This window comes from Streptomyces sp. NPDC048441, from assembly GCF_043200235.1.
Classification (GTDB): domain Bacteria; phylum Actinomycetota; class Actinomycetes; order Streptomycetales; family Streptomycetaceae; genus Streptomyces.
Window position 1 is genome coordinate 374,340 of record NZ_JBICXM010000001.1, and the last position, 26,889, is coordinate 401,228.

26 protein-coding genes and 2 pseudogenes are annotated in these 26,889 nt (G+C 69.9%); 20 read left to right on the forward strand and 8 right to left on the reverse strand.

Features of this window, described 5'->3' with window-relative positions; all coding sequences use genetic code 11:
- Positions 1 to 21: 21 nt before the first annotated feature.
- The gene (locus ACGFSB_RS01650) at positions 22 to 3,012 is read right to left on the reverse strand and encodes a beta-N-acetylglucosaminidase domain-containing protein (protein WP_393393768.1); all 2,991 of its coding nucleotides are present in this window, start codon (positions 3,010 to 3,012) and stop codon (positions 22 to 24) included.
- 334 nt (positions 3,013 to 3,346) lie between these two features.
- Here ACGFSB_RS01650 and ACGFSB_RS01655 point away from each other — a divergent pair, with 334 nt between their 5' ends.
- Genes ACGFSB_RS01655 through ACGFSB_RS01665 form a run of 3 tightly spaced genes read left to right on the forward strand, consistent with a single transcriptional unit; the run spans position 3,347 to position 6,057 of the window.
- Complete coding sequence (locus ACGFSB_RS01655) at positions 3,347 to 3,583, forward strand: hypothetical protein (protein WP_393392462.1); 237 nt, start codon at positions 3,347 to 3,349, stop codon at positions 3,581 to 3,583.
- Positions 3,584 to 5,797, forward strand: coding sequence for a 4-alpha-glucanotransferase (gene malQ, locus ACGFSB_RS01660; RefSeq protein ID WP_393392464.1), 2,214 nt, complete (start codon positions 3,584 to 3,586; stop codon positions 5,795 to 5,797).
- Positions 5,798 to 5,817: 20 nt separating this feature from the next.
- Positions 5,818 to 6,057 carry a hypothetical protein gene (locus tag ACGFSB_RS01665; RefSeq protein ID WP_393392467.1) on the forward strand — a complete coding sequence of 80 codons (240 nt, stop codon included), beginning with the start codon at positions 5,818 to 5,820 and terminating at the stop codon, positions 6,055 to 6,057.
- Positions 6,058 to 6,197: 140 nt separating this feature from the next.
- On the opposite strand, the gene ACGFSB_RS01670 is transcribed toward ACGFSB_RS01665, so the two are convergent.
- Positions 6,198 to 6,788 carry a TetR family transcriptional regulator gene (locus ACGFSB_RS01670; RefSeq protein WP_393392470.1) on the reverse strand — a complete coding sequence of 197 codons (591 nt, stop codon included), beginning with the start codon at positions 6,786 to 6,788 and terminating at the stop codon, positions 6,198 to 6,200.
- Positions 6,789 to 6,902: 114 nt separating this feature from the next.
- On the opposite strand from ACGFSB_RS01670, the gene ACGFSB_RS01675 reads away from it, so the two are divergent.
- The 5 genes from ACGFSB_RS01675 (at position 6,903) to ACGFSB_RS01695 (ending at position 12,038) form a co-directional block, all read left to right on the forward strand.
- On the forward strand, positions 6,903 to 8,372 hold the full coding sequence (locus ACGFSB_RS01675; protein WP_393392473.1) for an FAD-dependent monooxygenase: 1,470 nt from the start codon (positions 6,903 to 6,905) through the stop codon (positions 8,370 to 8,372).
- Between the two features lie 181 nt (positions 8,373 to 8,553).
- Entirely contained in the window at positions 8,554 to 9,474 is a 921-nt protein-coding gene (locus ACGFSB_RS01680; RefSeq protein WP_393392476.1) for a DMT family transporter, read from the forward strand.
- A gap of 52 nt (positions 9,475 to 9,526) precedes the next feature.
- On the forward strand, positions 9,527 to 10,447 hold the full coding sequence (locus tag ACGFSB_RS01685; RefSeq protein WP_393392478.1) for a LysR family transcriptional regulator: 921 nt from the start codon (positions 9,527 to 9,529) through the stop codon (positions 10,445 to 10,447).
- Between the two features lie 126 nt (positions 10,448 to 10,573).
- Positions 10,574 to 11,191 (forward strand): dihydrofolate reductase family protein, encoded by a 618-nt coding sequence (locus ACGFSB_RS01690; RefSeq protein ID WP_393392481.1) that lies wholly within the window; start codon positions 10,574 to 10,576, stop codon positions 11,189 to 11,191.
- A 4-nt stretch (positions 11,192 to 11,195) separates the two neighbouring features.
- Complete coding sequence (locus ACGFSB_RS01695; RefSeq protein ID WP_393392484.1) at positions 11,196 to 12,038, forward strand: alpha/beta fold hydrolase; 843 nt, start codon at positions 11,196 to 11,198, stop codon at positions 12,036 to 12,038.
- A 30-nt stretch (positions 12,039 to 12,068) separates the two neighbouring features.
- Here the strand turns inward: ACGFSB_RS01695 and ACGFSB_RS01700 are convergent, their stop codons facing one another.
- Entirely contained in the window at positions 12,069 to 12,680 is a 612-nt protein-coding gene (locus tag ACGFSB_RS01700) for a TetR/AcrR family transcriptional regulator (RefSeq protein ID WP_393392487.1), read from the reverse strand.
- 121 nt (positions 12,681 to 12,801) lie between these two features.
- Between ACGFSB_RS01700 and ACGFSB_RS01705 the strand changes: the two genes are divergently transcribed.
- Positions 12,802 to 13,239 (forward strand): nuclear transport factor 2 family protein, encoded by a 438-nt coding sequence (locus tag ACGFSB_RS01705; protein ID WP_393392490.1) that lies wholly within the window; start codon positions 12,802 to 12,804, stop codon positions 13,237 to 13,239.
- A complete protein-coding gene (locus ACGFSB_RS01710; RefSeq protein ID WP_393392492.1) occupies positions 13,236 to 13,541 on the forward strand; it encodes a heavy-metal-associated domain-containing protein in 306 nt (101 codons plus the stop codon). Before ACGFSB_RS01705 ends, ACGFSB_RS01710 begins: the two co-directional genes overlap by 4 nt.
- Positions 13,542 to 13,614: 73 nt before the next feature.
- On the opposite strand, the gene pepN is transcribed toward ACGFSB_RS01710, so the two are convergent.
- Complete coding sequence (gene pepN / locus ACGFSB_RS01715; protein WP_393392495.1) at positions 13,615 to 16,182, reverse strand: aminopeptidase N; 2,568 nt, start codon at positions 16,180 to 16,182, stop codon at positions 13,615 to 13,617.
- A gap of 227 nt (positions 16,183 to 16,409) precedes the next feature.
- Between pepN and ACGFSB_RS01720 the strand changes: the two genes are divergently transcribed.
- Together ACGFSB_RS01720 and ACGFSB_RS01725 are read left to right on the forward strand one after the other, a co-directional pair.
- Positions 16,410 to 17,663, forward strand: a complete 1,254-nt coding sequence (locus ACGFSB_RS01720) for a flavin-dependent oxidoreductase (RefSeq protein ID WP_393392497.1) — start codon at positions 16,410 to 16,412, stop codon at positions 17,661 to 17,663.
- A pseudogene (locus ACGFSB_RS01725) lies at positions 17,664 to 17,753 on the forward strand (IS5/IS1182 family transposase); the annotation flags it as partial. It abuts the gene before it with no gap.
- 29 nt (positions 17,754 to 17,782) lie between these two features.
- Here ACGFSB_RS01725 and ACGFSB_RS01730 read toward each other — a convergent pair.
- A complete protein-coding gene (locus ACGFSB_RS01730) occupies positions 17,783 to 18,712 on the reverse strand; it encodes an NAD(P)-dependent oxidoreductase (RefSeq protein ID WP_393392500.1) in 930 nt (309 codons plus the stop codon).
- 134 nt (positions 18,713 to 18,846) lie between these two features.
- Here ACGFSB_RS01730 and ACGFSB_RS01735 point away from each other — a divergent pair, with 134 nt between their 5' ends.
- Positions 18,847 to 19,227, forward strand: coding sequence for a winged helix-turn-helix transcriptional regulator (locus tag ACGFSB_RS01735; RefSeq protein WP_393392503.1), 381 nt, complete (start codon positions 18,847 to 18,849; stop codon positions 19,225 to 19,227).
- A gap of 123 nt (positions 19,228 to 19,350) precedes the next feature.
- On the opposite strand, the gene ACGFSB_RS01740 is transcribed toward ACGFSB_RS01735, so the two are convergent.
- Positions 19,351 to 19,965: a TetR/AcrR family transcriptional regulator gene (locus tag ACGFSB_RS01740; RefSeq protein ID WP_393392504.1), complete on the reverse strand. Its 615-nt coding sequence runs from the start codon at positions 19,963 to 19,965 to the stop codon at positions 19,351 to 19,353.
- 105 nt (positions 19,966 to 20,070) lie between these two features.
- On the opposite strand from ACGFSB_RS01740, the gene ACGFSB_RS01745 reads away from it, so the two are divergent.
- From ACGFSB_RS01745 to ACGFSB_RS01765, 5 genes and pseudogenes are all read left to right on the forward strand, one after another.
- Positions 20,071 to 20,493: an ester cyclase gene (locus tag ACGFSB_RS01745; protein ID WP_393392507.1), complete on the forward strand. Its 423-nt coding sequence runs from the start codon at positions 20,071 to 20,073 to the stop codon at positions 20,491 to 20,493.
- Positions 20,494 to 20,514: 21 nt separating this feature from the next.
- Positions 20,515 to 21,175: pseudogene (locus ACGFSB_RS01750) on the forward strand (IS701 family transposase); the annotation flags it as partial.
- Between the two features lie 234 nt (positions 21,176 to 21,409).
- A complete protein-coding gene (locus ACGFSB_RS01755) occupies positions 21,410 to 21,673 on the forward strand; it encodes a hypothetical protein (RefSeq protein ID WP_393392509.1) in 264 nt (87 codons plus the stop codon).
- Positions 21,654 to 22,172, forward strand: coding sequence for a DUF6879 family protein (locus tag ACGFSB_RS01760; protein ID WP_393392512.1), 519 nt, complete (start codon positions 21,654 to 21,656; stop codon positions 22,170 to 22,172). Before ACGFSB_RS01755 ends, ACGFSB_RS01760 begins: the two co-directional genes overlap by 20 nt.
- Positions 22,173 to 22,178: 6 nt before the next feature.
- Positions 22,179 to 23,027, forward strand: a complete 849-nt coding sequence (locus tag ACGFSB_RS01765) for a helix-turn-helix domain-containing protein (RefSeq protein ID WP_393392515.1) — start codon at positions 22,179 to 22,181, stop codon at positions 23,025 to 23,027.
- Positions 23,028 to 23,708: 681 nt separating this feature from the next.
- On the opposite strand, the gene ACGFSB_RS01770 is transcribed toward ACGFSB_RS01765, so the two are convergent.
- A complete protein-coding gene (locus tag ACGFSB_RS01770) occupies positions 23,709 to 23,798 on the reverse strand; it encodes a hypothetical protein (protein WP_393393771.1) in 90 nt (29 codons plus the stop codon).
- Positions 23,799 to 24,172: 374 nt separating this feature from the next.
- Between ACGFSB_RS01770 and ACGFSB_RS01775 the strand changes: the two genes are divergently transcribed.
- Positions 24,173 to 24,694: a DUF1203 domain-containing protein gene (locus tag ACGFSB_RS01775; protein ID WP_393392518.1), complete on the forward strand. Its 522-nt coding sequence runs from the start codon at positions 24,173 to 24,175 to the stop codon at positions 24,692 to 24,694.
- Positions 24,695 to 24,699: 5 nt separating this feature from the next.
- Here ACGFSB_RS01775 and ACGFSB_RS01780 read toward each other — a convergent pair whose 3' ends face one another.
- Positions 24,700 to 25,566 (reverse strand): LysR family transcriptional regulator, encoded by an 867-nt coding sequence (locus tag ACGFSB_RS01780; protein ID WP_393393773.1) that lies wholly within the window; start codon positions 25,564 to 25,566, stop codon positions 24,700 to 24,702.
- 84 nt (positions 25,567 to 25,650) lie between these two features.
- Between ACGFSB_RS01780 and ACGFSB_RS01785 the strand changes: the two genes are divergently transcribed.
- Entirely contained in the window at positions 25,651 to 26,853 is a 1,203-nt protein-coding gene (locus ACGFSB_RS01785; protein ID WP_393392521.1) for an MFS transporter, read from the forward strand.
- Positions 26,854 to 26,889: the final 36 nt, after the last annotated feature.

Sequence of the window (26,889 nt, forward strand, 5' to 3'; positions counted from 1 at the left end):
TGTACGTGGCCGTGACCGCCGTCACTCGTCGGCGGTCGCCGCCACGGCGTAGGCCTCCACGGACCAGAGGGAGTAGCCGAAGCGCGTGGCCCGTTTGTCGCCCTGGACCCGGATGTAACGGGTGTCCTTCGCGTCCATGCGGACCGCCTCGCGGCCGCCCTTGCCGTCCTTCACCGTGGCCGCCGTGCGCCAGGTCCTGCCGTCGGCTGACGTCTGGACGCGGTAGCCCGCCGCGTACGCGTCCTGCCAGCGCAGGACGACCTGGCCGAGCCTGACCGGCTTCGCGAGCTCCGTCTGCCACCAGGCGCCGTCCTCGACCGGCGAGGACCAGCGGGTCTTCGGGTCGCCGTCGTTCGCGCCCGACGCGGGGAAGTCCTTCGTCTCGTCGCCCGACGAGGCCGCCTTCGCGCCGCGCGCCAGGTCGGGGCCCGCTGTCCGGGGATAGGCGCGGATCGAGACCGTCTCGGTCCGCCCTTCGAAGCTCACCGGGATCTCGTACGTCCCCGCGCGCGTGCCCGCCGGGACAGTGACGTCGACCGGGACGTCCACCCGCGTGCCGCGCGGCAGCGTGGACTTCTCCGGAGTGTGGACCTCGATGCCCTTGGGGGCTTTTGTGGTGACCTTGCCTCGTACGTCCCCGGGGCGCAGCGAAAGGAGCTGCGCCGTGACCCGCTGCGGGTCGCCGCCGATCTCCACGTCGGCCTCGCTGCGGGCCAGGGTGAGGCGGGCGGCGGGGGAGTCGGCGTACCAGGGGACGAGGTGGCGGACCGTGCCCTCGGTGACCGCGACGCGGACGGCGTCCACGCGGGTGCCGGTCTTGTGGGTGTCGGTCTTGTGGGTGTCGGTCTTGCCGGTCTTCTCAGGCTCGGGCTCGGCCTCGGTGAAGCCCGTGCCGGACAGGGTGCCGATGCGGCGCCAGCCCTCGCCGGGGACGTGGGCCTCGATGCTGCCCTTGGTGCCTGGGTCGGTCAGGGCCGTCACCGCCGTGAGGGGGCGGGCGCGGGGGATGCGGACCGTCGCGCGGTCCGACGCCTGCCCGCTGTCGAGCCCCGCCCAGGTGGCGTACGCCTTCTGCGACCGCGTCAGGAAGGGGGCGAGGACGCCGTCGCCGACGGTCGCCTGTGCTGCCCTCAGCTCCTTCTGGAGGCCGCTCAGGGTGCGCGAGGCACGCCAGGCCGCGGCGCCGTCGCCCGTGGACTGTGCGCGCAGCATGTCGACCGCCGACTCGCCCGCTTCTCCGTAGCGCGCCAGCTGCTCCACCCAGGGGCGCACTTCGGTGTCGATGTGGCTGTCGCTGCCAGCGAGCCGCCGCGGTGCCTCCTTCATGACGGTGAAGGCGTCCCGCAAGGCCTGCGCGGACTTCTTGACGCGGGCCGCGTCCGTCGTCGTACGCGCGCGCCAGAAGTCGTCCATGAGGGGGCGCAGATACGCCGATTCCTCGGCGCCGAGCACGGAGGACGCGTCATTGCCCGCGAGGGCCCGCAAGGCGCCCCGCGCCTTCTTGTCGCCGCCCGAGAGATCGTCGATCGCGGCGAGCCAGGACTCGTGGGGGCGGTAGGCGCGGGGATTCCAGGCGTAGTCGGCGGCCGTGAAGAGGGGGATGCGGGAGGCGGCGGGCTGCTCCATGGCGTTGCCGAGCAGGGCGGCCGAGCCGGTGGCCACGGCGGGCTCGCGGCCGGTGTAGGGGCCGAGGAAGATGCGGTCCTCGGCGAAGTCGTTGACGGGGTAGTTGTCCATCGTCACCAGCGGGTGCGCGCCGAACGCCTGGCGTGCGCCCGCCAGTTCACGCCCGGTGATGGTCCTCGGCACCACGCCGACGCCGGTCCACGCGACCTCGATGCCTCGGTGGAGATGGTCCGCGACGGCGGCGCGGTACTCGGTCGAGCCGTCCTGGTAGTACTCCGTGGGCATCAGCGAGAGCGGCTTCGCGCCGGGGTGGCGTTCGGCCAGGTGCGCGGAGACGGCGTTGGCCACGCGGGACTGCGCCTTCGCGGCGGCATCGGGCCCCGAACCGAAGGCGTCGGCGTCCGCGTCGCAGTGCCACTCGCTGTAGCTGACGTCCTGGAACTGGAGCTGGAAGGCGCGTACGCCCAGGGCCCACATCGCGTCGATCTTGCGGTTCAGGGCCTTGATGTCCTTGGCGGACGACATGCACATGGCCTGGCCGGGGGCGAAGGACCAGGCGAGCGTGACGTGGTTGGCCTTGGCCCGCTCGGCGAGCGCACGGAAGTCGGCGCGCTGCTCGGCGGGGTACGGCTCGCGCCAGCGGGCCTGGCGGTAGAGGTCGTCGCCGGGGGCGTAGAGGTAGCGGTTCTGCTTCGTGCGGCCCATGAAGTCCAGCTGGTCCAGGCGCTGTTCGCGGGTCCACGGGGTGCCGTAGAAGCCCTCCGTCATGCCGCGGACGGCGGTGCCCGGCCAGTCGCGGATCTGTACGCCGGGGACGGTGTTCCGCGTGAGCAGTTGACGCAGGGTCTGCACGCCGTGGAAGAGGCCGTCCTCGCCCGCGCCCGCGAGGGCGATGGTGTCCTGGCCGCCGATCCGGCCCACCGCGAGGCGGTAGCCGCCGGACGGGAGGTCGCGCCGGTCGCGGGCGCCGAGGGCGCGGAGGGCCTGGTCGGCGGTGGGGCCTTCGGCGTGGACGACCAGTTTTCCGTTGCCGCTGCCCGCGGGTGGCCGGGCGCCGGCCTCAGCCTCGGTGATCTTGCGGGCGCCCGCGTCGCGGAGGAGGGTGCGCAGGGCGTCCATGGCGTACGGGTCGGGGTCCTTGCCGGTGACCAGGACGACCTCGTCAGTGACGGTGACCGGAGCCCCTGCCCTGCTCATCGACTGCGGGCGGGGCCAGACCGGGGGGAGGGCGCCGTCGCTCTCCCGGTCGTCGTCCGGGGACGTGGCGGGGGCGCCCGGCTGTCGGGGGATGCCGGGGGCGGCGATGGCGCCGGGGGCGCCGCTGAGTGCGCCTGCGATGACGGCGACGGCGATGGCGGCCGCGCCCTTCTTGCGCCGCAGCTGCACGGCCCTCTCCTCGTTGTCCCTAGTCCTGATGATCACGTGTGGTGCGTCAGACGTCTCAGGGTGTCACTGAGCCCACCACTCGTGTGACTTGGGTGTCAACGGGCGTGGGGGGTGTAGGGGGGTTTCTCCCTTTGGCGGGGCTGTCGTGGGGCTGTCGTGGGGCCGGAAGCGGGGAGAAGCGGGGGCCGGGAAAGGAAGATCTTGCGCCGGGCCGCCGCTCAGGGAAACGAATGTGAGTACGCGCACGTTCATACAACGGATATGTCTGCGATCCCGCGCACTGGGTAGGGCTGCTGCCGAAGAACCGCCCTGCCCCCTGACAATGGAGCCCTACGTGCCCGCTTCTGCGAACCTCCTCCTCTCGGCCCTTTCCAAACAGGTTTCCGATCCCGACTCGGGACTCGACGGCTCCTGCTCCTGCGGCGTCCTGGAACCCCCGCTGACCAGTGAGCCCCCGCTGGCCGACGCCGCCCCCCTCACCAGCGAGCCCCCGCTCGCCGACGCCGCCCCGCTGACCAGCGAGCCGACCTCCACCGGTACGGCCTCGGGCCTGGACTACATGGGGGTCTAGATGGCCCCACCCGGGTCCACGGGGTCCACGGGGTCCACCGGACTTTTCCGCCTCGCCGCTCTGTACGGCGTGGCCACCTCCCATTCCCCGTCCCCGGACCGCACGGTTCCGGCCACCGACGCCGCGGTGATCGCGGCCCTGGCCGCCCTCGACGTGGACGCGAGCACCCCCGAGGCGCTGCGGGCTGCCTGCGCGACCCGCGAGACGGAGTTGAGCGCGCGCCTGCTGCCGCCGACGCTGGTGGTGTGGCAGGACGGCCCCGATGCCGCCGATCCTTGGGCAGGGCTGCCGCCGGGCACGAGGGTGTGCGTGGAGACGGAGCAGGGGGAGCGGCTCGAGTGGGAGACGCCGGGCGCGGCGGCGAGCGCCGGGGGTTCCTGCCCCGACCCCGTCCCGTACGCCGTCCCATGCCCCGTCCCATTGGGCGTGCACCCGCTCCGGGTCACCGCCCCCGACGGTCGTACGGCCACCGCCCACCTCATCGTCGCCCCGCACCGACTGCCGCCCCCGCCCCCGAAGTCGTACGGACTGCTCGTCCAGCTGTACTCACTCCTCTCCCGCCACTCCTGGGGCATGGGAGACCTCGGTGACCTCGCTGAGCTCGCGGACTGGTCCGGCAGGGCCCTGCACGCGGACTTTGTGCAGGTCAATCCCTTGCACGCGGCGGTTCCGCGCCCTGCGGACGGGGCCTCTGACCCCTCTCCGTACCGGCCGTCGTCGCGCCGCTTCCCCGACCCGGTCCATCTGCGCATCGAGGACATTCCCGAGTACGCACACCTCCGGACCGAGGCCCGCGACCGGACCGCAGTCCTCACCCGCCGGGCCGCGGCGCTGCGTGAATCCGTCCTCCGCAAGGGCGAGTTGATCGACCGGGACGCGGTCTGGGCGCTCAAGCTCGAAGCCCTGGAGCTGATCCACGAGGTCCCGCTCGGCCCCGGACGGGGCGCCGCCTACAACGACTTCCTCGCCGAGCACGGCGAAGCCCTTGAGGACCACGCCACTTGGTACGCGCTCGCCGAGCGGTACGGCTCCGACTGGCACACCTGGCCCGAGCCGCTCCGTGACCCGTCGTCGCCCCGAACCGCCCGCGCCCGCCGCGAGTTGATGGACCGCGTCGACTTCCACTGCCGTCTCGCCTGGCTCACCGACGCCCAGCTCGCCACCGCCCAGCGCACCGCGCGCGACGCGGGCATGGGCATCGGCCTGGTGCACGACCTCGCGGTCGGCGTGCACCCCGCGGGCGCCGACGCCTGGGCGCAGCAGCGGCACTTCGCCGCGGGCATGTCGGTGGGCGCCCCGCCGGACGCGTTCAACGCGCGCGGCCAGGACTGGGGGCTTCCGCCCTGGCGCCCCGACCGCCTCGCCGAGTCCGGGTACGCCCCGTACCGCGCCCTCCTGCGCGGACTGCTCCGCCGCGCGGGCGCGATCCGCATCGACCACGTGATGGGCATCTTCCGGCTCTGGTGGGTCCCGGAGGGCCGCGCGCCCACCGAAGGGACGTACGTCCACTACGACGCCGATGCGATGCTCGCCGTCCTCGCTCTGGAGGCGCACCGCGCGGGCGCCCTCGTCATCGGCGAGGACCTCGGCACCGTAGAGCCCGGCGTCCGCGAGACCCTGCAACGGCACGGCGTGCTCGGCACCTCCGTGCTCTGGTTCGAGCGGGACTGGGACGGGACAGGGCGGCCGTTGCCGCCCGAGGAGTGGCGCGCGGACTGTCTGGCCACCGCCACCACCCACGACCTGCCGTCCACCGCGGCCCGCATCACCGGCGAGCACGTCCAACTCCGGGAGCGACTCGGCCTGTTGACCCGTCCGGCGGCCGTCGAGCAGGCCGAGACCGCCACCGATGTCACGGAGTGGCTCGCGCTGCTCTCCCGGCTCGGGATGCTGCCCGGCGGCGGTGGGCACGAGGAGGAGGAGATCCGCGCGGTACACCGCTTCCTGCTCGCCACCCCGGCCCGCATGGTCGGCATCTGGCTGCCGGACACGATCGGCGACCGCCGCCCGCAGAACCTCCCGGGCACCTGGGACCAGTACCCGAACTGGCGGCTGCCGATCGCCGACGCGGACGGCCACCCCGTAACCCTGGAGGAACTCGCCGCGTCACCGCGCGTGCACGCGTTCATGGAGGTGTTCGTGGAGGCGTTCATGGACGTGGACCGCACACACGGACAGCCCCGTACGGCACCCCCGGGCGCGCGGCCCGTTTAGCCGTTCGCTACGTTGGCACCGTGGACAAGAAGAACGCCCTGCGCGCCGGTGCCCTGGCTTCCGGTACGACGCTGATGATGCTGCTCATGTCGTCCCCCGCGCTCGCGCTCACGCCCGACGACGGTGACGACCCCGGTCCGGGCCTGAGTGTCGTCGAGACACTCGGCCTCTATGTCGTGGCGCCCATCGTGCTTTTCCTGGTGATCGCGGGTCTCGTCATGGTCGGTGACAAGTCCCGCAAGCAGGAGAAGCAGGGCTGACGCCGCTTCGTTTCCAGAGTTCTCCGTAGGGGCTCTTCACGGACGTACGCAGTCGTGTGTACGCCGGTGAAGAGCCCCTACGCGTTTCACTGCCCTTACGCGTTTCACTGCCCTTACGCGGTCCACGGCCCTTACGCGTGTCACGGCCGCTCGGCGGTCAGATACCGCTGCACCGTCGGCCCCACCCAGTCCACGAGATCCTCGCGGGACAGCGCGACCGCCGGCGGAAACCGCAGGACATAGCGGGTCAGCGCCATGCCGAGGATCTGTGAGGCGCAGAGCCCGGCCCGCGTCGGCGCGTCGGCCGGATCGGGGCAGACGTGGCGCGCGACCGGCAGCAGCTGGTCCCTGAAGATTCCCTGCATACGCTCGGCGCCCGTCGTGTTGGTGACGCCGACGCGCAGCATCGCCGTCAGCACGTCGTCCTTCTCCCAGACGTCGAGGAAGTGGGCCACCAGGGCGCGCCCGACGTCCTGCCGCGGCACCGCCGTGAGATCCGGCAGGCGCAGATCGATGGCGCTGGCGGCGGCGAACAGGCCTTCTTTGTTGCCGTAGTAGCGCATCACCATCGACGGGTCGATCCGCGCGTCCTTGGCGATGGCACGGATGGTGGCCCGTTCGTAGCCGTCGGCGGCGAATCGCTCGCGGGCGGCGGCGAGGATCGCGCCACGGGTGGCGTCGGAGCGGCGGGGTGGTGCCTCCGCCGATGAAGCAGGTGCGCTTTCGGTCATGCCAACAATCGTAGGCCAACATGTGTTGACAGTCCATGGAGGCAGCTCTACGTTGGCCAACAAGCGTTGACCAACGGTTGTTGGCATAGGCGCATAGGGGCATAGGAGGCCGCCATGAACGGAACTCAGGGCACGAACGGAAACCAGGACGCGAACGGCACCGCGGCCCCCGCCGTGATCGTCGTCGGCTCCGGCCCCACCGGACTGCTGCTTGCCGGGGACCTGGCCGCCGCGGGAGTCCCCGTAACCCTCCTGGAGAAGCGGCCGCACGAGATCAGCAACCTCTCCCGCGCCCTGGTGCTGCACGCCCGCACCCTGGAGCAGCTCGACGCGCGTGGCCTCGCCGACGAGCTGGAGGCCAAGGGCAAGCTTCTCGACCGCCTCCGCCTCTTCGCCCACCTCGACGTGGCCCTCGACAAACTGCCCTCGCGCTACAACCACCTCCTGGTCCTGCCGCAGTACGAGGTGGAGCGGGTCCTGGAGCGGCGGGCGATCGCGGCCGGTGTCGACTTCCGCTACGAGAGCGAGCTCACCGGACTCACCCAGGACGCGGACGGAGTGACCCTCGAAGTCACGGGTCCGGATGGCGAGTTGAGCACACTCCGGGCCGCCTACGCCGTCGGCGCCGACGGACTGCACAGCCCGGTCCGCAAGGCCATCGGCCTGCCCTTCCCCGGTAAGTCCGTCATCCGCTCACTCGTCCTCGCCGATGTGAAGCTCGCCGAGAAGCCCGCGTCTGTCCTCACGGTGAACGCCGCCGGTGACGCCTTCGCCTTCATCGCGCCCTTCGCGGACGGCTACTACCGCGTCATCGGCTGGAACCGCGCCCGCAACGTGGCGGACAGCGAGCCCCTCGATCTCGAAGAGGTCAAGGAGATCACCCGGCTCGCGCTCGGCCGCGACTACGGCATGTACGACGCCCGCTGGATGTCCCGCTTCCACAGCGACGAGCGCCAGGCCCCCGCGTACCGGGTCGGCCGGGTCTTCCTCGCAGGCGACGCCGCCCACGTCCACACCCCGGCGGGCGCGCAGGGCATGAACACCGGCCTCCAGGACGCCGTGAACCTGAGCTGGAAGCTGGCGGCGGCGGTGAACGGCCGCGCGCCGGAAGGCCTGTTGGACACCTACCAGTCCGAGCGGCACCCCATCGGCAAGGCGGTCCTGCGCAGCAGCGGCGGGATCGTACGGCTCGCGATGGTCAAGCGCCCGTGGTCGCGGGCGGCCCGCGCCGTCCTGGCGTCCTTCATCGGCGCGGTGGCCCCGGTCCGCAACAAGGCGATCGGCCAGATCACCGGCATCGGCTACAGCTACCCCGCCCCGCAGGGCGCTCACCGCCTCACCGGACGCCGCGCCCCCGACGTCGCGCTCAAGGAGGGGCGGCTCTACGAGGCTCTGCGCGAGGGCAAGTTCGTACTGATCGCTCCGGAGGGAGTGGAGTACGACGAAGGGCGCGCCGTCGTGACGCACTGGACGAGCGACCGGCGTACGACGCTCCTCGTCCGCCCCGACGGGTACGTGGCGTGGGCGGCGGAAGAGGCGGACGCGGGGGCGGTGCGGGTGGCGCTGGCAGAAATTGTTCAGTAGAACTTCAAAGAAGGCTCGAAAAGATTCGATGGACCTGATGGGTGTGGGGGTGCGACGGTAGTCCCGCAACCAACCAAGAGATCGGCCGAGCGTACGGCCAAGAGATCCCCGCCGGAGTGGTGCCCACTCCGGCGGGGTTCGTGTTTTCCCAGGTCAACTGGGAGAGAGACAAGGGATATCAGTGACTGTCCTGGACCGGACGACCCCGCTCACCACCGCGCAGCGGACCGCACGCCCCATAGGCCTCGGCCTCGCCCTCGCCGCACTCGCCACAGTCGTCTGGTCGGGCAGCTTCGTCACCTCGCGCGCTCTGGCCGACAGCGTGCCGCCCATCCAGCACGCGTTCTGGCGGTGGATCATCGCGATCGTGGCGGTGGCACCGTTCGCGGCACGCCAGACGTGGCGGCAGCGGGCCTTGCTCCGCAAGCACATCGGCTTCCTCCTCCTGGCCTCGCTCCTCGGCGTCACCATCTACAACACCCTGGTCAACCAGGCGGGGGTGACCACCACCGCGGGCAACATGGGCATGATCATGGCCGCGTCACCGGTCCTGATGGCGGTGTACGAACGCCTCGGCGGCGCGAAGCTCGGCGCGCGCCGCGTGACGGGCATGTTGATCGCCTGCGCAGGTGTCCTGGTCCTCGTCTCCGGGGGATCGCTCGCCATGGACTTCGCGGTGGGCGACCTGTGGGTGATCGCGGGGGCCGTCGCCTTCGGCTCGTACAGCGCGCTGCTCAAGCGCAAGCCCACAGAGATCGGCGGACTGCCGTTCCTCTTCGCGACGTTCACGCTGGGCGCGCTGATGCTGCTGCCGGTGTTCCTGGCCAGCTTCGTGATCCAGGGCGGCTTCGAGCCCACCGTCGGAACGGTCTCCCCGCTCCTCTACGTCGGTGTCGTATCGTCCGCGATCGCCTTCTTCGCCTGGAACAAGGCGATCTCGATCATCGGCGCGGCCCGCGCCGGGGTCGTCTACTACCTCCAGCCGGTGTGCGTGGCCCTGCTCTCCTTCGCGGTGCTCGGCGAGGCGATGGGGTGGCTGCGGGTCATGTGCATGGGCCTGATCCTGGGTGGGGTCGTGCTGGGCGCGGCGCGCACGAAGTAGGGGGGTGCGTCCGGTGGGATCACCGCTCCTGACCAGTGGGTACGTTGGCTCCATGAGCGAGTGGGACATCAAGAAGCTCCAGATCCTGCGTACGTTGAGCGAGCGGGGCACGGTCACGGCGACTGCGCAGGCGCTGCGGATGACGCCGTCGGCGGTGTCGCAGCAGCTGTCCAATCTGGCGAAGCAGCTGGGGGTTCCGCTCCTGGAGGCGCACGGCCGCCGGGTCCGGCTGACGGACGCGGCGCACCTCGTCCTCCGTCACACGGAAGCGGTCTTCGCTCAACTGGAGCTCGCGGACGCGGAGTTGGCCGCGTACACGCAGGGTGAGGCGGGGGAGGTGCGGGTCGGCGCCTTCTCGACCGCGGTGCCCGCGCTGGTCGTCCCCGCGGTGCGGGCGCTGCGGGCGGCGGCTCCGGGGATCTTCGTACGGGTCAGGGAGACGGAGGCGGCGGAGGCGTACGAGCTCCTTGCGGCCGGGGAGGTGGACGTGGCCCTCTCTCTCGCGGTGACGGCGCCCGCGTCCCCGGATGCGGACACGCGCTTCACCCGGGAGTCGCTCCTCGCGGACCCGCTGGACGTGGCACTGCCGGGCGGGCATCCGCTGGCCGCGGAGGAAGGACTCCGGCTCGCCGACCTGGCGGCCGAGCCGTGGATCTTCGGGGGCAGTGGCCCTTGGTCGGACATCACGCGGGCGGCGTGCGAGGGGGCGGGGTTCGACCCCGAGCAGGCACATTCCGCCTCCGGCTGGACGGCGATCCTGGCGATGGTGGAGGCGGGGATGGGGGTCGCCCTGGTCCCACGGATGGCGGCGGTGCGGCGTGACGGGGTGGTGATGCGGGCGCTGACCGCCGACAGTCCCCGGCGGCATGTGGTGGCGGCGGTTCGCCGGGGGGCGGCGGGGGGAGCGGCGGTGGGCAGGGTCCTGACGGCGCTCCGGGACGCGGTCCCTACAAGGGGGGCGGACTTGCCGTAGGGCGCGGTCCTGGTCATGGCCGTTCATATGTGATCGCTGATCGCTGATCGCTGAGAGATGCTCGTTGATCGCTGAGAGATGCTCGCTGAGCGATGAGTTTGGGTGACGGATCGGGTCTGCCCTGATGTGACTCGAATCATCGCTGACATCTCGGTCTCTCTCGACGGCTTCGTCACCGGTCCCGACCCCGGCCCGGAGAACGGTCTGGGCACCGGCGGCGAGGCCCTGCACACGTGGGCGTTCTCCGACGACCCCGACGACCGCCGGGTCCTGCGCGAGGCGACCGCCCGCTCGGGCGCCGTGATCCTGGGCCGTCACCTCTTCGACGTGGTCGACGGTCCGAACGGCTGGGACGACAAGACCGGCTACGGCGCAGGCGAGGTCGGCAAGCCCGCGTTCGTCGTCGTGACGAGCGCGGAGCCGGAGTCGGTGCGGACGACCGACCTCGACTGGACGTTCGTCACCACCGGTCTGCCCGACGCCGTCACCGCCGCGCGCGAGCGGGCCGAGGCGGCGTCGTCGGACAGCGGCAAGGACCTGGATGTCATCCTCATGGGCGGCGGCGCCACGGTCGGCTCGGCGCTCGACGCCGGTCTTGCCGACGCGCTGACGCTGCACCTCGCACCCATCGTGCTGGGCGCAGGGACACCACTGTTCACCGGCGGTGCGCCGCGCACGCTGGTGCAGCGGAGCGTGATCTCGACATCGACCGCGACACACCTGACCTACGACGTCTGCCGGTGACCCGATGACCACTGTCAAAGCCAATGAGATCGCCCTGGGTATCGAGTCGTTCGGTGACGACGACGCGCCACTCGTCCTGCTCGTGGGCGGGACGACGATGCTCTCCTGGCCCGACGCCCTCTGCGAGCGCCTCGCCGCCGGTGGGCGCCGTGTGGTGCGCTACGACCTGCGCGACAGCGGGGAGTCGACGACGGCAGACCCGGAGGCGCCCGGCTACACCCTGCGCGACCTCGCCGCCGACGCGGCAGCCCTCGCTGACGCGCTCGGCGGGGGACCCGCGCACCTCGCGGGGATCGGCGTCGGCGGGATGGTCGCCCAGGTGGCTGTGCTCGACCAGCCGGGCGCGTTCTCGGCGCTCACCCTGGTCGGCACCCGCGCGGTTGCCCCGGGCCCGCCCGACGACGACCTCCCCGACCATGAGCAGGCGACGATGGGCCGGCTGTTCGCGCGTCCGATGCCCGACTGGACCGACCGCGAGGCGGTCGCGGAGTTCGCCGCCACCGGCGCGGAGATCCTCGGCGACGACCCCGCCGCCGCGCACGCGACCGCCGCGCGCATCTGGGACCGCACCCCCGGCACCGCACCCCCGGTCCAGTTGGCCAACCAGCTGGGCATGGTGTTCTCCAAGCTCGACTGCACACCCCGCTGGCGCGAGCGCCTGCCCGAGATCGAGATCCCCACGCTCGTCGTTCACGGCAGCCGCAACCGGTTCTTCCCCGTCGGCAATGGCGTGGCGATCGCACACGAGGTCCCCGGGGCGAGGCTGCTGGTCCTCAAGGAGGCCGCCACCGCGATCCCCGATGCGGCGGTCGGCGAGGTCACCGAGGCGATGCTCGCGCTCGGATAGTTGGGCGGGCCGTTCAAGGCCCCGGGCTCTCTAGGGCGACGTAGGGGTTGCTGGAGGCGCGGTCGCACCCAGTACACGGAGCAGGCTGATGCGGAGTGCTTCCGTTGCCTCGGCGTCGGGCATCCGGCCGGTATCGACCTCGCCCGCCGCGGCGTGGCCGAGCTTGATGGTGACCGTGACCAGCCAGTCCGGCGAAAGGTGACTGTCGAACTCGCCTGTCTCCTGGCCGCGTTGGATCACTCGCTTGAGCCGCTCGGCGACCGGCGCGTGGCGTTCGTGATCGTCCAGTGGGCTCACGGGCGGCGAGTCGATCGTCCGGAGCAGGACGGGGTAGCGCCCGGCTGTGCGCGCGGTGGCGTCGAGCAGGCGCAGCAGCGCGTCCGCGGCGGGCCCGCTGTCAGGGTCGACGGCGTCCATCGCGGCGACGGCTTCCTCTGTCACCCGGTCCAGTACTGCCGTGAGCAGCTGCTCCCGCGAGGGGAAGTGGGCGTAGACGGTCTGGCGCGTCACGCCCGCGGCCTTGGCGATGCCTTCCATGCTGGCGTCGGGCTCGGCGTTCAGCAGCTGGACCGCGGCATCCAGGATGGAGGCCCTGCTGCGGCGGGCGTCGGCGCGACGGGGTGGAGTCTGAGGCGAGGTCATCTCTTACATCTTGTCAAAAATTCCGGACTCTGCAAATCTTACGGCTTGTAAGAGATCGCGAGATCGCGAGATCGCGAGATCGCCAGATCGCCTGTGAGGCCCGCAGCATGACTGGAGCGCCATGAGTCCCTTCGGTACTGACCCTCAGCAGTTCATCGCCGACTTCTTCACGTCGTTCCACAATGAACTCGTGCGCGACGACGAGGACCCGGCGCTGATCTTCGACCGCTATCACACGCCGGACGTCGTCCAGATCGCCGACGGGCACCGGATGGACCGGGACAAACTCATCGCGCACACGCGCCCGGTGCGTAAGAACAAGCCCAGCGCCCGCGTAGAGGTGCACGAAGCTCAAGCGGACGAAGACCGGATCGCCGCCCGCTACACCCTCCATGTCCAGAACCGTAAGAAGGCCCTCGTCATCGAGGTGTACTACTTCGGGCAGTTCGCGGAGGACGGGCGGTTGCGCCAGGCACACATGCTTACCCGCACCCTCCCCACCGACGACGCCCCTGCGCCGACCGGGCCCGAGACCGGACAGGTGGTGGTGCCGGCATGACCAGGAGCACCTACACGGTGAACGGAATGGCCTGCGGGCACTGCGCGGGCTTCATCACGGAGGAAATCGAACGCGTCCCCGGCGTTACCGCTGTGGCGGTGGACGTCGACAACGGAACGGTCGCAGTGACAAGCGACGGGGATCTTCACGTCGCTGACGTACGCACCGCGGTCGAGGAAGCCGGCTACGAACTGGTCGCCGCGGACCAGCAGTCGCGGACGAGCAGTCGCGGACCAGCAGTAGAGAGCGCTGAGCGCCGAAGTGGCCGACCGAAGCTGCCGACACAGAAGCCAGGGCCCTGACGGCCACCCGTCAGGGCCCTGGCTTCTGCTGTGCACTCGGCAGGATTCTAGGATTCGGAGGATTCGGGCCGGACTACACGTCCGCCGCCTGCGCCCTCAGGGCCCGCTCGATGCCCGCTCGCGACTCCGTGATCAAGCGGCGCAGCGCCGCTGACGGGTCGGCCGAGGCCAGCCACGCGTCCGTGGCGTCCAGGGTCGCCTGCGAGACCTGGAGCGACGGGTAGAGGCCCACCGCGATCTGCTGCGCCATCTCGTGCGAGCGCGAGTCCCACGCGCCCTTGACCGCCGCGAAGAACTTCTCCGTGTACGGGGCGAGCAGCTCCCGCTGGTCCGTCTGGACGAAGCCGCCGATGACGGACTCCTGGATCGAGTTCGGGAGCTTGTCGGACTCCACGACCGAGGCCCAGGCTTCGGCCTTCGCCTCTGCCGAAGGCCGCGCCGCCCGCGCGGCAGCGGCATGGCGCTCGCCCGCGGACGTCTTGTCGCGCTCCAGCTCCGCCGCGATACCGGCCTCGTCGAGCCGCCCCGTCGACGCGAGCCGGTGCACGAAGGCCCAGCGCAGCTCCGTGTCCACGGCGAGGCCCTCGACCGACTGCTTGCCCGACACGAGTTCCTCGAGGAGCGTCAGCTGCTCCTCCGTACGCGCCGTCGTGGCGAACGCCCGCGCCCACGCCAGCTGGTGGTCACTTCCCGGCTCCGCCGAGCGGAGGTGCGAGAGCGTCGCGTCGGTCCAGCGGGCGAGCGCCTCCTCGCGTCCGGCGGGCGCCGCGTACAGCTCGAGGGCCAGCTTCACCTGGCGGTGCAGGGACTGGACGACCCCGATGTCCGACTCCTTGCCGATGCCGGACAGGACGAGCGACAGGTACTCCCGTGTCGGGAGTTCGGCGTCCCGCGTCATGTCCCACGCCGACGCCCACGAGAGCGCCCGCGGCAGCGAGGCCTCGAAGTCGCCGATGTGCTCCGTCACGAAGGCGAGCGACTCCGTGTCCATGCGGACCTTCGCGTACGACAGGTCGTCGTCGTTCAGGAGGATCACCGCCGGACGCGCGCGGCCCACCAGCGCGTCCACCGCGGTGAGTTCGCCGTCCACGTCCAGCTCCACGCGGTCCGTGCGCAGCAGCTTGCCGCTCTCGGCGTCGAGGTCGTACAGGCCGATCGCGATCCGGTGCGGGCGGAGGGTCGGCTCGCCCTTGGCACCGGCGGGCAGTGCCGGAGCGTCCTGCTTCACCGCGAAGGACGTGATGACGCCCGAGGTGTCCACGTCCACCACCGGACGCAGGACATTGATGCCCGCCGTTTCGAGCCATTTCTTCGACCACGTCTTGAGGTCGCGCCCGCTGGTCTCCTCGAGCGCGCCGAGCAGATCGGACAGGCGCGTGTTCCCGAACGCGTGCGCCTTGAAGTACGCCTGCACGCCCCGGAAGAACTCGTCCGTGCCGACGTAGGCGACGAGCTGCTTCAGGACGCTCGCGCCCTTCGCGTACGTGATGCCGTCGAAGTTGACGAGGACGTCGTCGAGGTCGCTGATGTCCGCCATGATCGGGTGCGTGGACGGCAGCTGGTCCTGGCGGTACGCCCACGTCTTCATGGAGTTGGCGAAGGTCGTCCAGGAGTGCGGCCAGCGCGAATCGGGTGCGTACGCCTGGCAGGCGATGGATGTGTACGTCGCGAACGACTCGTTCAGCCAGAGGTCGTTCCACCACTCCATCGTCACCAGGTCGCCGAACCACATGTGGGCCAGCTCGTGGAGGATGGTTTCCGCACGCGTCTCGTACGCCGCGTCCGTCACCTTCGAACGGAACACGTACTGGTCGCGAATGGTCACCGCGCCCGCGTTCTCCATCGCGCCCGCGTTGAACTCCGGCACGAAGAGCTGGTCGTACTTCGCGAAGGGATACGCGTAGTCGAACTTCTCCTGGAACCAGGCGAAGCCCTGCCGAGTCACCTCGAAGATCGCGTCCGAGTCGAGATACTCGGCCAGCGAGGGCCGGCAGTAGATGCCGAGCGGAACCGACTGGCCGCCAGGACCCTCGTACGAACTGTGGACCGAGTGATAGGGACCGACGATGAGCGCCGTGATGTACGTCGACATGCGCGGCGTCGGCTCGAAGATCCAGACGTCACCGCTGGGCTCGGGAGTCGGCGAGTTCGAGATGACTGTCCAGCCGGACGGCGCCTTCACCGTGAACTGGAAGGTCGCCTTGAGGTCGGGCTGCTCGAAGGACGCGAAGACGCGACGCGCGTCCGGCACCTCGAACTGCGTGTAGAGGTACGCCTGTTCGTCGACAGGGTCGACGAACCGGTGCAGCCCCTCACCTGTGTTGGTGTAGTCGCAGTCGGCGACGACCTTCAACTCATTGGGCCCCGCTTCGAGGTGCCTCAGCGCGATGCGCGAGTCACGGAAGACGGCGGCGACGTCCAGCGAACGGCCGTTCAGCACGACCTCGTGGACCGCGGGGGCCACCAGGTCGATGAAGCTCTCGGCGCCCGCCTCCGCGGACTCGAAGCGCACCGTGGTCACCGACCGGTAGGTGCCGCCCGCTTGCGCGCCGGAGAGGTCGAGATCGATCTCGTACGAGTCGACGGTGAGCAGCTTTGCCCGCTGCTGCGCCTCTTCGCGGGTCAGATTGGTGCCGGGCACGCGGTCATCTCCTCAGGAACGTCAGGTGCGACTTGTGGCGTTTCCGGCCATCCTTCCATGAGGGTCCGCGGACGTGTCCTGGCGTGGTCCATGGACTGCCGGGCGGCATTGTTGGCGGGCTGCCGTGCCGCTAGCATCCGCGCGTCGGCTCATGCCCCGGGGGGAGCGTTCATGGGACGCGCACGAATACCGAGACTGACGCGATTACGTGGCGCGAGGTGCGCCCCATGATCGACGTACTCGTCGCTGGAGCGGGGATCGGCGGACTCACCACCGCACTCAGCCTGCACGCGGCGGGCATCGGGGTGCGGGTCGTCGACGCGGTGGACGAGCTGCGGCCCGTCGGGGTCGGCATCAACCTTCTCCCGCACGCGGTAAGGGAGTTGACGGAGCTCGGCCTCGGTGCCGAGCTTGCCGCCACGGCCGTACCGACCGCCGAGGCGAACCACTTCGACCGGCACGGCAACCACATCTGGGGACAGCCGCTGGGGCTCGCGCTCGGCCACCCCTACCCGCAGTACTCCCTGCACCGCGGCGCGCTGCAACTGATCCTCCTCGACGCGGTACGCGACCGGCTCGGCGAGAACGCCGTCCAGACCGGCACGGCGTTCGTGCGGTTCGCCGAGGGAGCCGAGGGGGAGGGCTCCGGGGCGCTGCGGGTGACCCTGCGGGACGTGTGGCGGGGGCGGGAGTTCACCGTGCCGGTGCGGGCCCTGGTCGGGGCCGACGGGCTCTACTCGGGGGTGCGGGCCCGGCTGCATCCCGGGGAGGGGCCTCCCCTGTGGAACGGCATCCGGATGTGGCGGGGCGTCAGCGAGTGGCAGCCGGTGCTCGGCGGCCGGACGATGGCCGTCGCGGGCTCCAACGCGAGCGCGAAGCTCGTCGTCTACCCGATCTCGCGGGAGGCGGAGACGCGGGGCCGTGCGCTGCTCAACTGGGTCGCGGAGGTGCGGTTTCCGGTGCACCACCACGGGGCGGCGGGGCCGGTCGACTGGAACCGTTCGGGGCGCCTCTCGGACGTCCTGCCGCACTTCGCCGGGTGGCGGATCGGCGATCTGGACGTGCCCGCGCTGCTTGCCGCGACAAGTTCGACGGGGCGCATCCTGGAGTACCCGATGGTCGACCGGGACCCGCTGCCGTGGTGGGGGAGGGGAGCCGTGACCCTGCTTGGCGACGCGGCGCATCCGATGTACCCCGTGGGGTCCAGCGGGGGCTCGGAGGCGGTCCTTGACGCCAGGGTGCTCGCGCGGTGCATGGCCCTTGCCGGGGTGGACCGGGTGAAGGGGCTTCGCGCCTACGAGGCGGAGAGGTGGGGTCCCGCCAACGCGGTGGCGCTCGCCAATCGGGCGATGCCGGTGGACGCGGTGCTTCGGGCTGTCGCCGAGCGGGCGCCGGAGGGGTTCGCCCGGGTGGAGGACGTGTTGACGGGGGAGGAGCTTGCGGGGCTGGGGGAGGGGTATCGGCGGATGCGAGGGATGTGAGCGGCACGCTCCCGGGACGGCCTCACCTGCGGCCGGCCCACCGGCTTCGACACGACCCTCTACAAGAGGAGGAACGAAGTCGAGCGGACGAGGAGCCACGCGGCAGCCCCGTCGTGCCTTCAACCACGCAGGGCATCGATGAGGGCCGCGGTGTCCATCGCGCCGCCGCCTGCCGCAACGTGGCGCTGCATCAAGGCGAATACCGGTGAGAGCAGTTCGCTGCTCACGCCGTACTGCTCGGCCGTGCCCGTGAAGGTCGGGACGCCCGCAGCCTGCATCCCCAGGTTGGAGGCCACGCCGGTGGTGTAGTCGCCGCTCTCCAGGCGAGCTGCCGTGTCGTGCACCATGTTGCTCATCGCGCCCAGCCAGCCCGCGAGCAGCGGCGCGAACTCGGTGGGCTTGATGTCCTGTTCGCCACGGATCAGGGCGAACGCGTGGGTGATACCGGCGAACATGCCGTACATGCCGCTCAGCAGAGCGATGTCGTGCAGGGCGGCGAAACCGGCGTCCGAACCGACGAAGTTGGTGCCGAGCGGGACGGCGAGGGTGTCTCGATGGGCGTCGAACAGCTCGCGCGACCCGCTGTAGAAGACGTAGCCGCCCGCCTCCGGAATGCCGACCATCGGCGGGACGGCCATGATGCCGCCGTCCACGAAGCGCACTCCCCGCTCGGCCGCCCATACCGCGCGGGCGCGCGCCGACTCGGGGGTGCCGGTGGTCAGGTCGACCAGGTCCTTGCCCGTCAGATCGACGCCGTCGAGCGCCGAGGAGACCGAGGCATCGTCGAGCAGGACCGTCACGACCAGCGGGCCGGCCGCGACGGCTTCGGTGACACTCGACGTGACCCTCGCCCCTTCCTTTGTGAGGGCGGTGGCGCGGGCCGGCGTGCGGTTCCACACCGTCACTTCGTAGCCGGCGGAGAGCCATGCGCGGGCGAATGCGCTGCCCATCGCACCGAGCCCGAGGAGCGTGACCTTCCGGTCCGCTCCGCCCTTCGCCTCGGTGTTGTTCTTGCTGGTCAGGGACTTGTCGATCAGGTTCTCTGTCATGTCGGCAACCCTCACCCGACGAGGCCTGACCCACAAGTAGGCACTGTGAAGACACTGGTTACCTGGAGGGAAGCTTCCAGGTCGTCGCGGTGTTGCAAGTGCTGGATTTTCCGTACGAGGAGGGTGTGGGGACCATGGCAAGCGAACGGATGCGGCCGGGGCGCTACCACTGCGGGGTCGACGCGGCGCTCGGTGTGATCGGCGGCAAGTGGAAGGTGCTGCTGATCTGGGCACTCGCCGAGTACCCCGACATCAGGTTCGGGGAGCTGCGACGACAGATACCGGAGATCACCGTCAAGGTCCTCGCCTCCCACCTGCGAGAGCTGGAGGAGGACGGCATCGTACGGCGCGTCGCATACGACGAAGTGCCGCCGCGCGTCGAGTACTCACTCACCGGCACGGGCATCCACCTCAACGAGGCCCTCGCCTCGCTCGGCGCCTGGGGCAGTAACTACATCCTTGGTGGTGGCAACGACCACGGCCCAGAGGCGGAGTATGCCGCGGCTACAGCCTAGATCTTCCAGTACTCCAGTCGTAGATCACGATCTTCGTGATCTTCGTGCCCGAGTGGTTCGCAGGAGCGGTTCAGAGCGCGTGTTTCGAGGACGCAGCGGAAGTCGGCGTCGCGCTTGGTGTTTTCAGCGGATGCTGTCGTCCGGTGTCGAGGGAGTGTCCGTGCCCCGTCTGACCAGGACGATGAGTCGCTCTGCTTGAGTGGCGTCGGTGGTGGTCAGGGCGATCCCGTTGGCCAGGGCGAGTAGTTCCGATGCGTTGAGGTCGGCACGGACGGTACCGGCGCTTTGCGCCCGGGTCAGCAGCGCGGACGCGGCTGTGTGCATCGAGTGGTGCCAGCGGTCGAGCAGTGCCGATCGCTGACCGGTGCGGTCATCGGTGATCGACAGCGCCAGTTCCCGCTTGGCTGCCACGTGTGCAATGAAATCCTGAAGCCAGTCGAAAAGGGCGTCGCCGGGAGGATCCTCGGCCAGTAGGGACTGGCTCCGGGTGCAGAGCTCGGCCACTTCCTCGGAGTAGACGGCGATGATCAGTTCGCGGCGCGTCGGGAAGTGCCGATACATCGTGGCGTTGCCGACACCGGCCCGGCGGGCGATGTCGTCAAGCGGGGCGTCGACGCCGTGGTCGTGGAAGACGTCCCTGGCCGCGGCCACGAGCAGGTCGTAGTTGCGCTGAGCGTCCGCCCGACGATGACGCTGGGGTTCCGAACGCGGCGCAGGTCCGGCGCTCTGCGATGGCATGACCCTCCTTGCTAATCGGGGAATTCCCCGGTTACGGTACCCGAACCCGGCAAGCGGGGAGTTCCCCACTTGTCGCCTCACGTATCCCACCAGAGGAGATGCCGCATGCCGCATGGAGCAGCAGACACCGCGCACCCAGGACCGGGAGAGACTCACCGGCGCATCGTCGAGAGCTACGTGCAGATCCTGGAAGGCCGCATCGAGGACGCCCTGAAACTGATCGACCCTGAGGTCGTCGACCACCGGGGCGGCACCCAAGGCGATCACCGGGGACGTGAAGCCTGGCGACAGAAGTGGGAGCGGATGAGCGCGGGCAGCGCGTTCCACGACGTCTCGGTGACGATCGAACAGAACGTCGTCTCCGGCGACACCTCCGTCAACCGGTACACCATGCGGGGCACCCGCACGGACTCCGGCCGACGCTACGAGGTCCTCGGCATGGACATGGTCCGCGTCCGCAAAGGCCGAATCGTCGAGCACTGGGCCCTGCTCGACACCGACGCGATGCGCAACCAGTTGGGCCTGTGAAAGAACTCCTGCCTCTGCCTCATGGGCCGGGTCGCGAGTCGGTTCGCCCGGGTCGAACCCCGGTGCCGGATGCGGAAGTTGGTGCTTGGACTTCTGTCCGACCTGCCGGGCAAGAACTGCTGGACCATCGCCGAGTGGGCCGGCGACACGACCCCGGACGGCATGCAGCACCTGCCGGGCAGGGCCAAGCGGGATGCCGATCAGGTCCGCGACGACGTACGCAGCTACGTGGTGGAGCACCTGCACGACGATCAAGCGGTGCTGGTCGTCGACGAGACCGGCGATGTGAAGAAGGGCATGGACACGGTCGGCGTCCAGCGCCAGTACACCGGCACCGCCGGCCGGATCGAAAACGCCCAAGTCGCCGTCTACCTGGTCTACGCAGGTCAGCATGGCCACGCCGCAGTGGACCGGGAACTCTACGTGCCGCGCTCCTGGACCTCCGACCCCGACCGCTGCCGCGCCGCGGACCTTACCGAGAAAACCACCTTCTCCACCAAGCCGGAACTGGCCACTCGTATGGTTGCCCGGTTCCTGGACACCGGCCACCAGGCCGCATGAGTTGCTGGCGACGAGGTCTACGGCGGCAACCCCAAGCTGCGAACCGCACTGGAGGAACGCGGCACCGGCTACGTCCTCGCGGTGGCCTGCTCGTACGAAGCCACCACCGGTGCAGGGAAGTTGCACGAACCGGCATCGCCGCGCCGGAGTTGGATGATGACGACTCGGATGTGTGGGACTGATCTGCAGCCACAGAGCCCTCGCGCTCGCCACCCCGTGAGGGCGGTGGGTGCGGGGGTTTCGTCGTGTAGGTCTACTTCCTCAAGTGCCCTACAGGTATGCCCTCTTGACGCTGCCCGCCGTGAGAGTGATGGTCGTGCAATCGAGCGCAATCGGATCGACAGAGGGAGAAGTCATGAAGCTACGTTTCCTCGGAATCATCCCGAACACGCCCGTGGACGACTCGCCGACCATCTGGTTGGACGAGCTCACGGGAGACCTGTTGATCCAGTCCTACAAGGCCACGGAAGAAGACGTAAAGGCATGCCAGGAGATCGGCTCCATCCCCGGTCACTCCACAGGCGTTCCGGACCACGAGACGATCGTCAGGCTTCCGGCAGTCATGCTGAAGTACATCCCGCAACCGGAAGGCGACAACGGTGAAGTACCCCGTACGTGAGGGACTGGCAAAGACGCAGCGTTCCGCCGTGCATCTGGAAATGCGCGACAGCTACACCCCGGATGACCCAGAGTTCGCCCGCTGGCGCGCCGGCCACCGGTACGGCAACGATCCTGCGAAGCTCCCCGCGTGGTGGGAGTCCTGGCGGGACCTGGTGGGCGAGATGACGGCACGCGGAGTTGAGATGCGCCGGGCTCGGATCATCTCGGAGCCGGTCACCGAGTACATCCGGTACGAGCATGACCTGACGTTCGCCAACGAGGCGGCGGGGGAACTGGTGCGTTGGCTGCCGCGCCGCAAGGCGGCTGACATCGCCCTCCCGGGTACCGACCTTTGGATGTTCGACAACTCGTCAGTGTTGTTCACCTACTTCTCTGGGGACGGTGAAGTTGTGGACAGGGAGTGGTGCACGCAGCCTGCCGTTGTGGAGTTGGTCAGCTCGGCCTTTGAGGCGGTATGGGAACGAGCCACGCCGCACGAGGACTACAAGCTGACCTGACCGATCATGCCCGCTTCAGGATCATCGAGCGTTCAGCAAGCCCGGCGACTCCTCGCCGGTCGTCTACGGGAGTTGGTGAAGGACGCTGGGCTGGAAGGCAAGGACATAGCCGCACTGTGTGGATGGCACCCGTCCAAAGTCTCCCGCATCTCCACAGCGAAGACCCAGCCGAGCGCTGACGACATTCGTGCCTGGTGCCGCGCGTGTGGCGCTGACGACCAGACAGAAGACCTCGTAGCTTCGCTGCGAGCCGTTGAAGGCATGTGGGTGGAATGGCGCCGCATGGAGCGCTCAGGGCTGAGACGGGCGCAGGAAGCCGTTCTGCCTCTCTTCGAACGCACTCACTGGTTCCGCGCCTACTCCTCATGGTTGGTACCTGGCCTGCTCCAGACCCATGGGTACACCGAGGATGTGTTGCGCGCGGTCCAGCGCAGGCGGGTCACAGTCGATGACGTGGCCGACGCCGTGGCAGTGCGCATGGAACGTCAGCGCGTTCTCTACGAGGGGGACCGGCGCTTCGCATTCCTGATTGAAGAATCAGTGCTGCGGAACGGGCTCGGGGAGTCAGACACGCAGGTTGAACAGCTTGAGCACCTACTCACGATCGGCTCGCTTCCCAATGTCAGCTTGGGTGTGGTAGCCAGTCGCCTCAACCGATCACGGATGCCGGTTGAGGGCTTCTGGATCTACGACAGGGCGCAGGTCAACGTCGAACTCATCTCGGGCTATCTCACACTGACGCAGCCCACCGAAGTAGGCGCCTATGCCGACACGTTCAGCATGCTGGCCGACCTGGCGGTCTACGGCGCGAAGGCTCGCGCACTGATCAGCGCGTCGATCAACTCGCTTGAGTGATTGCCCTGCAATCACGTGCAATCAACTGGTAGTTGCGGCAGCCAGGTTCCTAGCGTTGTCACCCTCAGGACGATGCGAGGGGTCCACCCATGACCAACCCGATGACGTATCCCAATCCGCCCGTAGAACTGCCCTTGAGACTCGAAGGTGACCCTCACCCGATTCCCGGCTGCGACGTATGCGGGGCACTGTGTGCAGAGCGCAGTGAGGCACGAACCACGGGCAACATGTCCAAGGTCTCGGACGTGAACGTCGAGATCCAGAACCATCCGCACGGAAAGTGGCGGCGCACATGATTCCCATGGATCAGTACAAGAGCGCGCGTACAGAAGCTGACCACATTGCGGGGCTCCTACGAGCCGCCCTTGTCCGTGCCGGGCTCTCCGAAGACGACGCGTCACGGGTTCGTGGCCTGGTCACCGGCAATGGGCGCGCGTACGTGGAAGTCGGCGTTCTCCGGGTCGCCGCCGCGAACACGCTGCTCGAAGCTCTGCCCCTGACACGGCTCGCTCACACGAACGACGACGATCCTCCCAAACTCCCCGCTGAGGCCTTCTGACCTCAAGCCCTCTCGCTGGGCTACCACCCTGCGCGGTGTAGGAATCCGCTTCGGATCCGGTGACGCCGAAGCCTCATTTGCAGCCCCGTCCGACGGCGGCGAAACAGACTCGTCGGGCGGGGCTACTTGCCGTCCGGGGCGTTGCGGTCTCGAACGTAGGTGCCCCGGTTCGGCACGGTGTAGACGAGTCCGTTTTCCCGGAGTACTGAAATCGCTGACCGGACCGTGTTCCGTGCAACCCCGTAACTGTTCCCCGTAGTCCTCGCGGGTCACGTCGCCCTATGCGTCGAGTGCCACGAACTCACCACCGCCCCGGTGGCAGTCCGCTGGATACAGAGCACGAGCGGCCCCGGAACCACCCTGTACGCCTGCCCTAACTGCGCCCCTAAGCTCGGAGCCGGACCAACCCCCGACGACGAGATCCCCACCCCGTAGTCACAGTCACAGCAAAGAAGACGTCCCGCCCGGTCAGATGCCGGGTGGGACAGAACACCTACTTACGAACATCGGGAAGGGGCGGGATCGGGGAAAAGCAACGTCTGAAACCCGCCAGCCCCCACCCACCCGCATGCGCGAGGCTCGGCACATGAACGCAACCACCACCACAACCACGACCTACGCGCCCCGCCCCATCCACCCCACCGCCCTCAACCAACTCCGCATCACCGACGACGCGGCCCGCCCCTGCGCGCCCTACGTGGACACGGCAGGCGGCGACCCCCTCCGCTGCTGCCTCCGCCCCATCGCCCCCGGCGAACACGTCGCCCTCGTCTCGTACGCCCCCCTCCGCCGCTGGGCCGCTCAGACCGGTGCCACCCCCGGTGCCTACGACGAGCAGGGGCCCGTCTTCATCCACGCCGAGGACTGCGAGGGCACGGCGCCGAGCGACGGTGAGTACCCCTTCGCCCGACCCGGCGCCCTGCGCACGCTCCGCCGCTACAACGCCGACGGGCACATCGTCGGCGGCCGTCTGTTCGAGATCCCGGACGCGCCAAGCGAAGGCTTCGACGCCGCCTTCGCGGAGGCCTTCGCCGATCCGGAGGTCGCCCTCGTGCACGTCAGGGCCGTCGAGTACGGCTGCTTCCACTTCGAGGTCCGCCGTCCCTGAAGCGCTCAGCGCTCAGCGGCCACCGCCCGCGCGAACTCCCGTACCCGCTCCGTCTCCCCGTGCTCGCGCCACACCATCCCGAGCACCGAGTCGGGCAATCCCTCCACCGGTACGAACGTGACATCGCGCCGCCCGTGATACTCCGCCGTGGGACGGCACAGCAGCATCGCCCCCCGCTCGGCCGCGACCAGCGTCAGCCCTTCCTGGAGGGTCCGCACCTCGGGCGCGGGCACGCCCGGCGGAGCGTGTGCGGTGCGCCAGTAGGCGGGTGCCGGAGCCGTCGCCGAGATCAGCGGCGTCCGCGTCAGCTCCGTCGCGTGCAGGGTGGCGCGGCTCGCGAAGGGATGGCGTACCGACACCGCGACCGTCTGCTTCTCTCGGGAGAAGACCGGGCCGAGCACCAGATCCGGTTCATCGACCGGCAGCAGCACGATCGCCGTGTCCACGTCCCCGTGCCGCACCGCCCCGAAGGGATCCGAGAAGGGCACCTCCACGATCTCCGTCACACAGGCCGGATGCCGCTCCTGGAAGTCGGCGATCGCGCCCATCAGACGCGCGTCCGCCGTCCCCTGGAAGCCGATCCGCAGCCGCCCCGTGACACCGCGCGCAGACTCCCGCGCCGTGTCCACCGTGGCACTCAACGTCACGTACGCCGGGCGCAGTTCAGCGAGGAACCGCTCACCCGCCGGAGTCAGCCGCACCCGTCGGCTCGACCGCTCCACGAGCCGCGTACCGATCCGCCGCTCCAGGTCCCGAAGGAGCTGACTGACGCGGCTCTGCGAGACGTAGAGCCGCTCGCCCGCACGGCCGAAGTGCAGCTCGTCGGCGAGTGCGATGAAGCACTCGAGCTCCCGTATCTCGAGCACCGGCAACCCCCTCATCCATGAGCCTCGCTCATTCAAGGATGAGATCTTCGCCGTTGTTCCCGGCAGGGCGTCCGACGAAGGCTTGACCTCATGAAAGCCACTCAGGACGCCGTCACCGAACCGACCGGGCCGCAGCGTTCCCTGCCCCTCCATCTGCCCCCGTCCGTCCTAGCCGTCGCCGCCGCCACCTTCTCCGTCGTCACCACGGAGATGCTGCCGGTCGGCCTCCTCACCTCCCTCTCCTCAGGACTCGGCGTCTCCGACGGGACCGCGGGCCTGGCCGTCACGCTCCCCGGCGTGGTCGCGGCGCTCGCCGCCCTGCTGCTTCCGGTGGCCGTGCGCCGTGCCGACCGGCGGGCGGTCCTTGCGGCGCTCATGACCCTGCTCGCGGCCGCCAACCTCCTCTCCGCGCTCGCGCCCGCCTTCGGCGTACTGCTCGCCGCGCGGGTTCTGGTGGGGGTCTGCATCGGGGGCGTGTGGGCGATCGCGGCCGGACTCGGCGTGCGCCTGGTGCGCGAGGAGTCCGCGGGGCGGGCCACCACGGTGATCTTCAGCGGGATCGCGGTGGCTTCCGTGCTCGGCGTCCCCGCAGGAACGTTCCTCGGCGAACTCGCGGGCTGGCGCTGGGCGTTCGCCGTGATGGGGGTGTTCGCGCTGGCGGTCGCCGGGCTCCTCGCCGCGGTGCTTCCCGCGCTGCCCGCGCCTGCGGCGATACGGCTCGGCACGTTCCCGGGGCTGCTGCGGAACGCGCGGCTGCGGGCGGGGCTCCTGGTGGTGCTGCTCCTGGTGACCGGGCACTTCGCCGCGTACACCTACGTACGCCCCGTCCTGGAGCGGGTGCCCGACCTCGGCGCCGGTCTTGTCAGCGGGCTGCTTCTCGCCTACGGGATCGCGGGCATCGTCGGCAATTTCGCGGGCGGCGCTTACGCGGCCCGCGACCCGCGCAGGGCGCTGCTCGTCATCGCCGCCGGTCTTGCCGTCGTGGTCCTGCTGCTCGGACCCGCGGGCGGCTCACTCCTCGCGTCCGTGGCGCTGCTCATCGCGTGGGGCCTGGCCTACGGCGGGGTCTCCGTCTCCACCCAGCACTGGATACTCGCCGCCGCGCCCCACGCCCGCGAGGCGGCGTCGGCGCTCTTCGCCGGAGTGTTCAACGCGGCGATCGCCCTGGGCGCGCTGACCGGTGGTCTGGTCGCTGACGGCTTCGGGACGACGGATGTGCTGTGGCTGGGGGGCGGGCTCGCGGCGCTAGCCCTGCCCGTCGTGGGGTACGCGAAGGGGGCGGCCACCGCATAGCGATGGGGGCGGCCACCGAACAACGGTGCCCGCCCC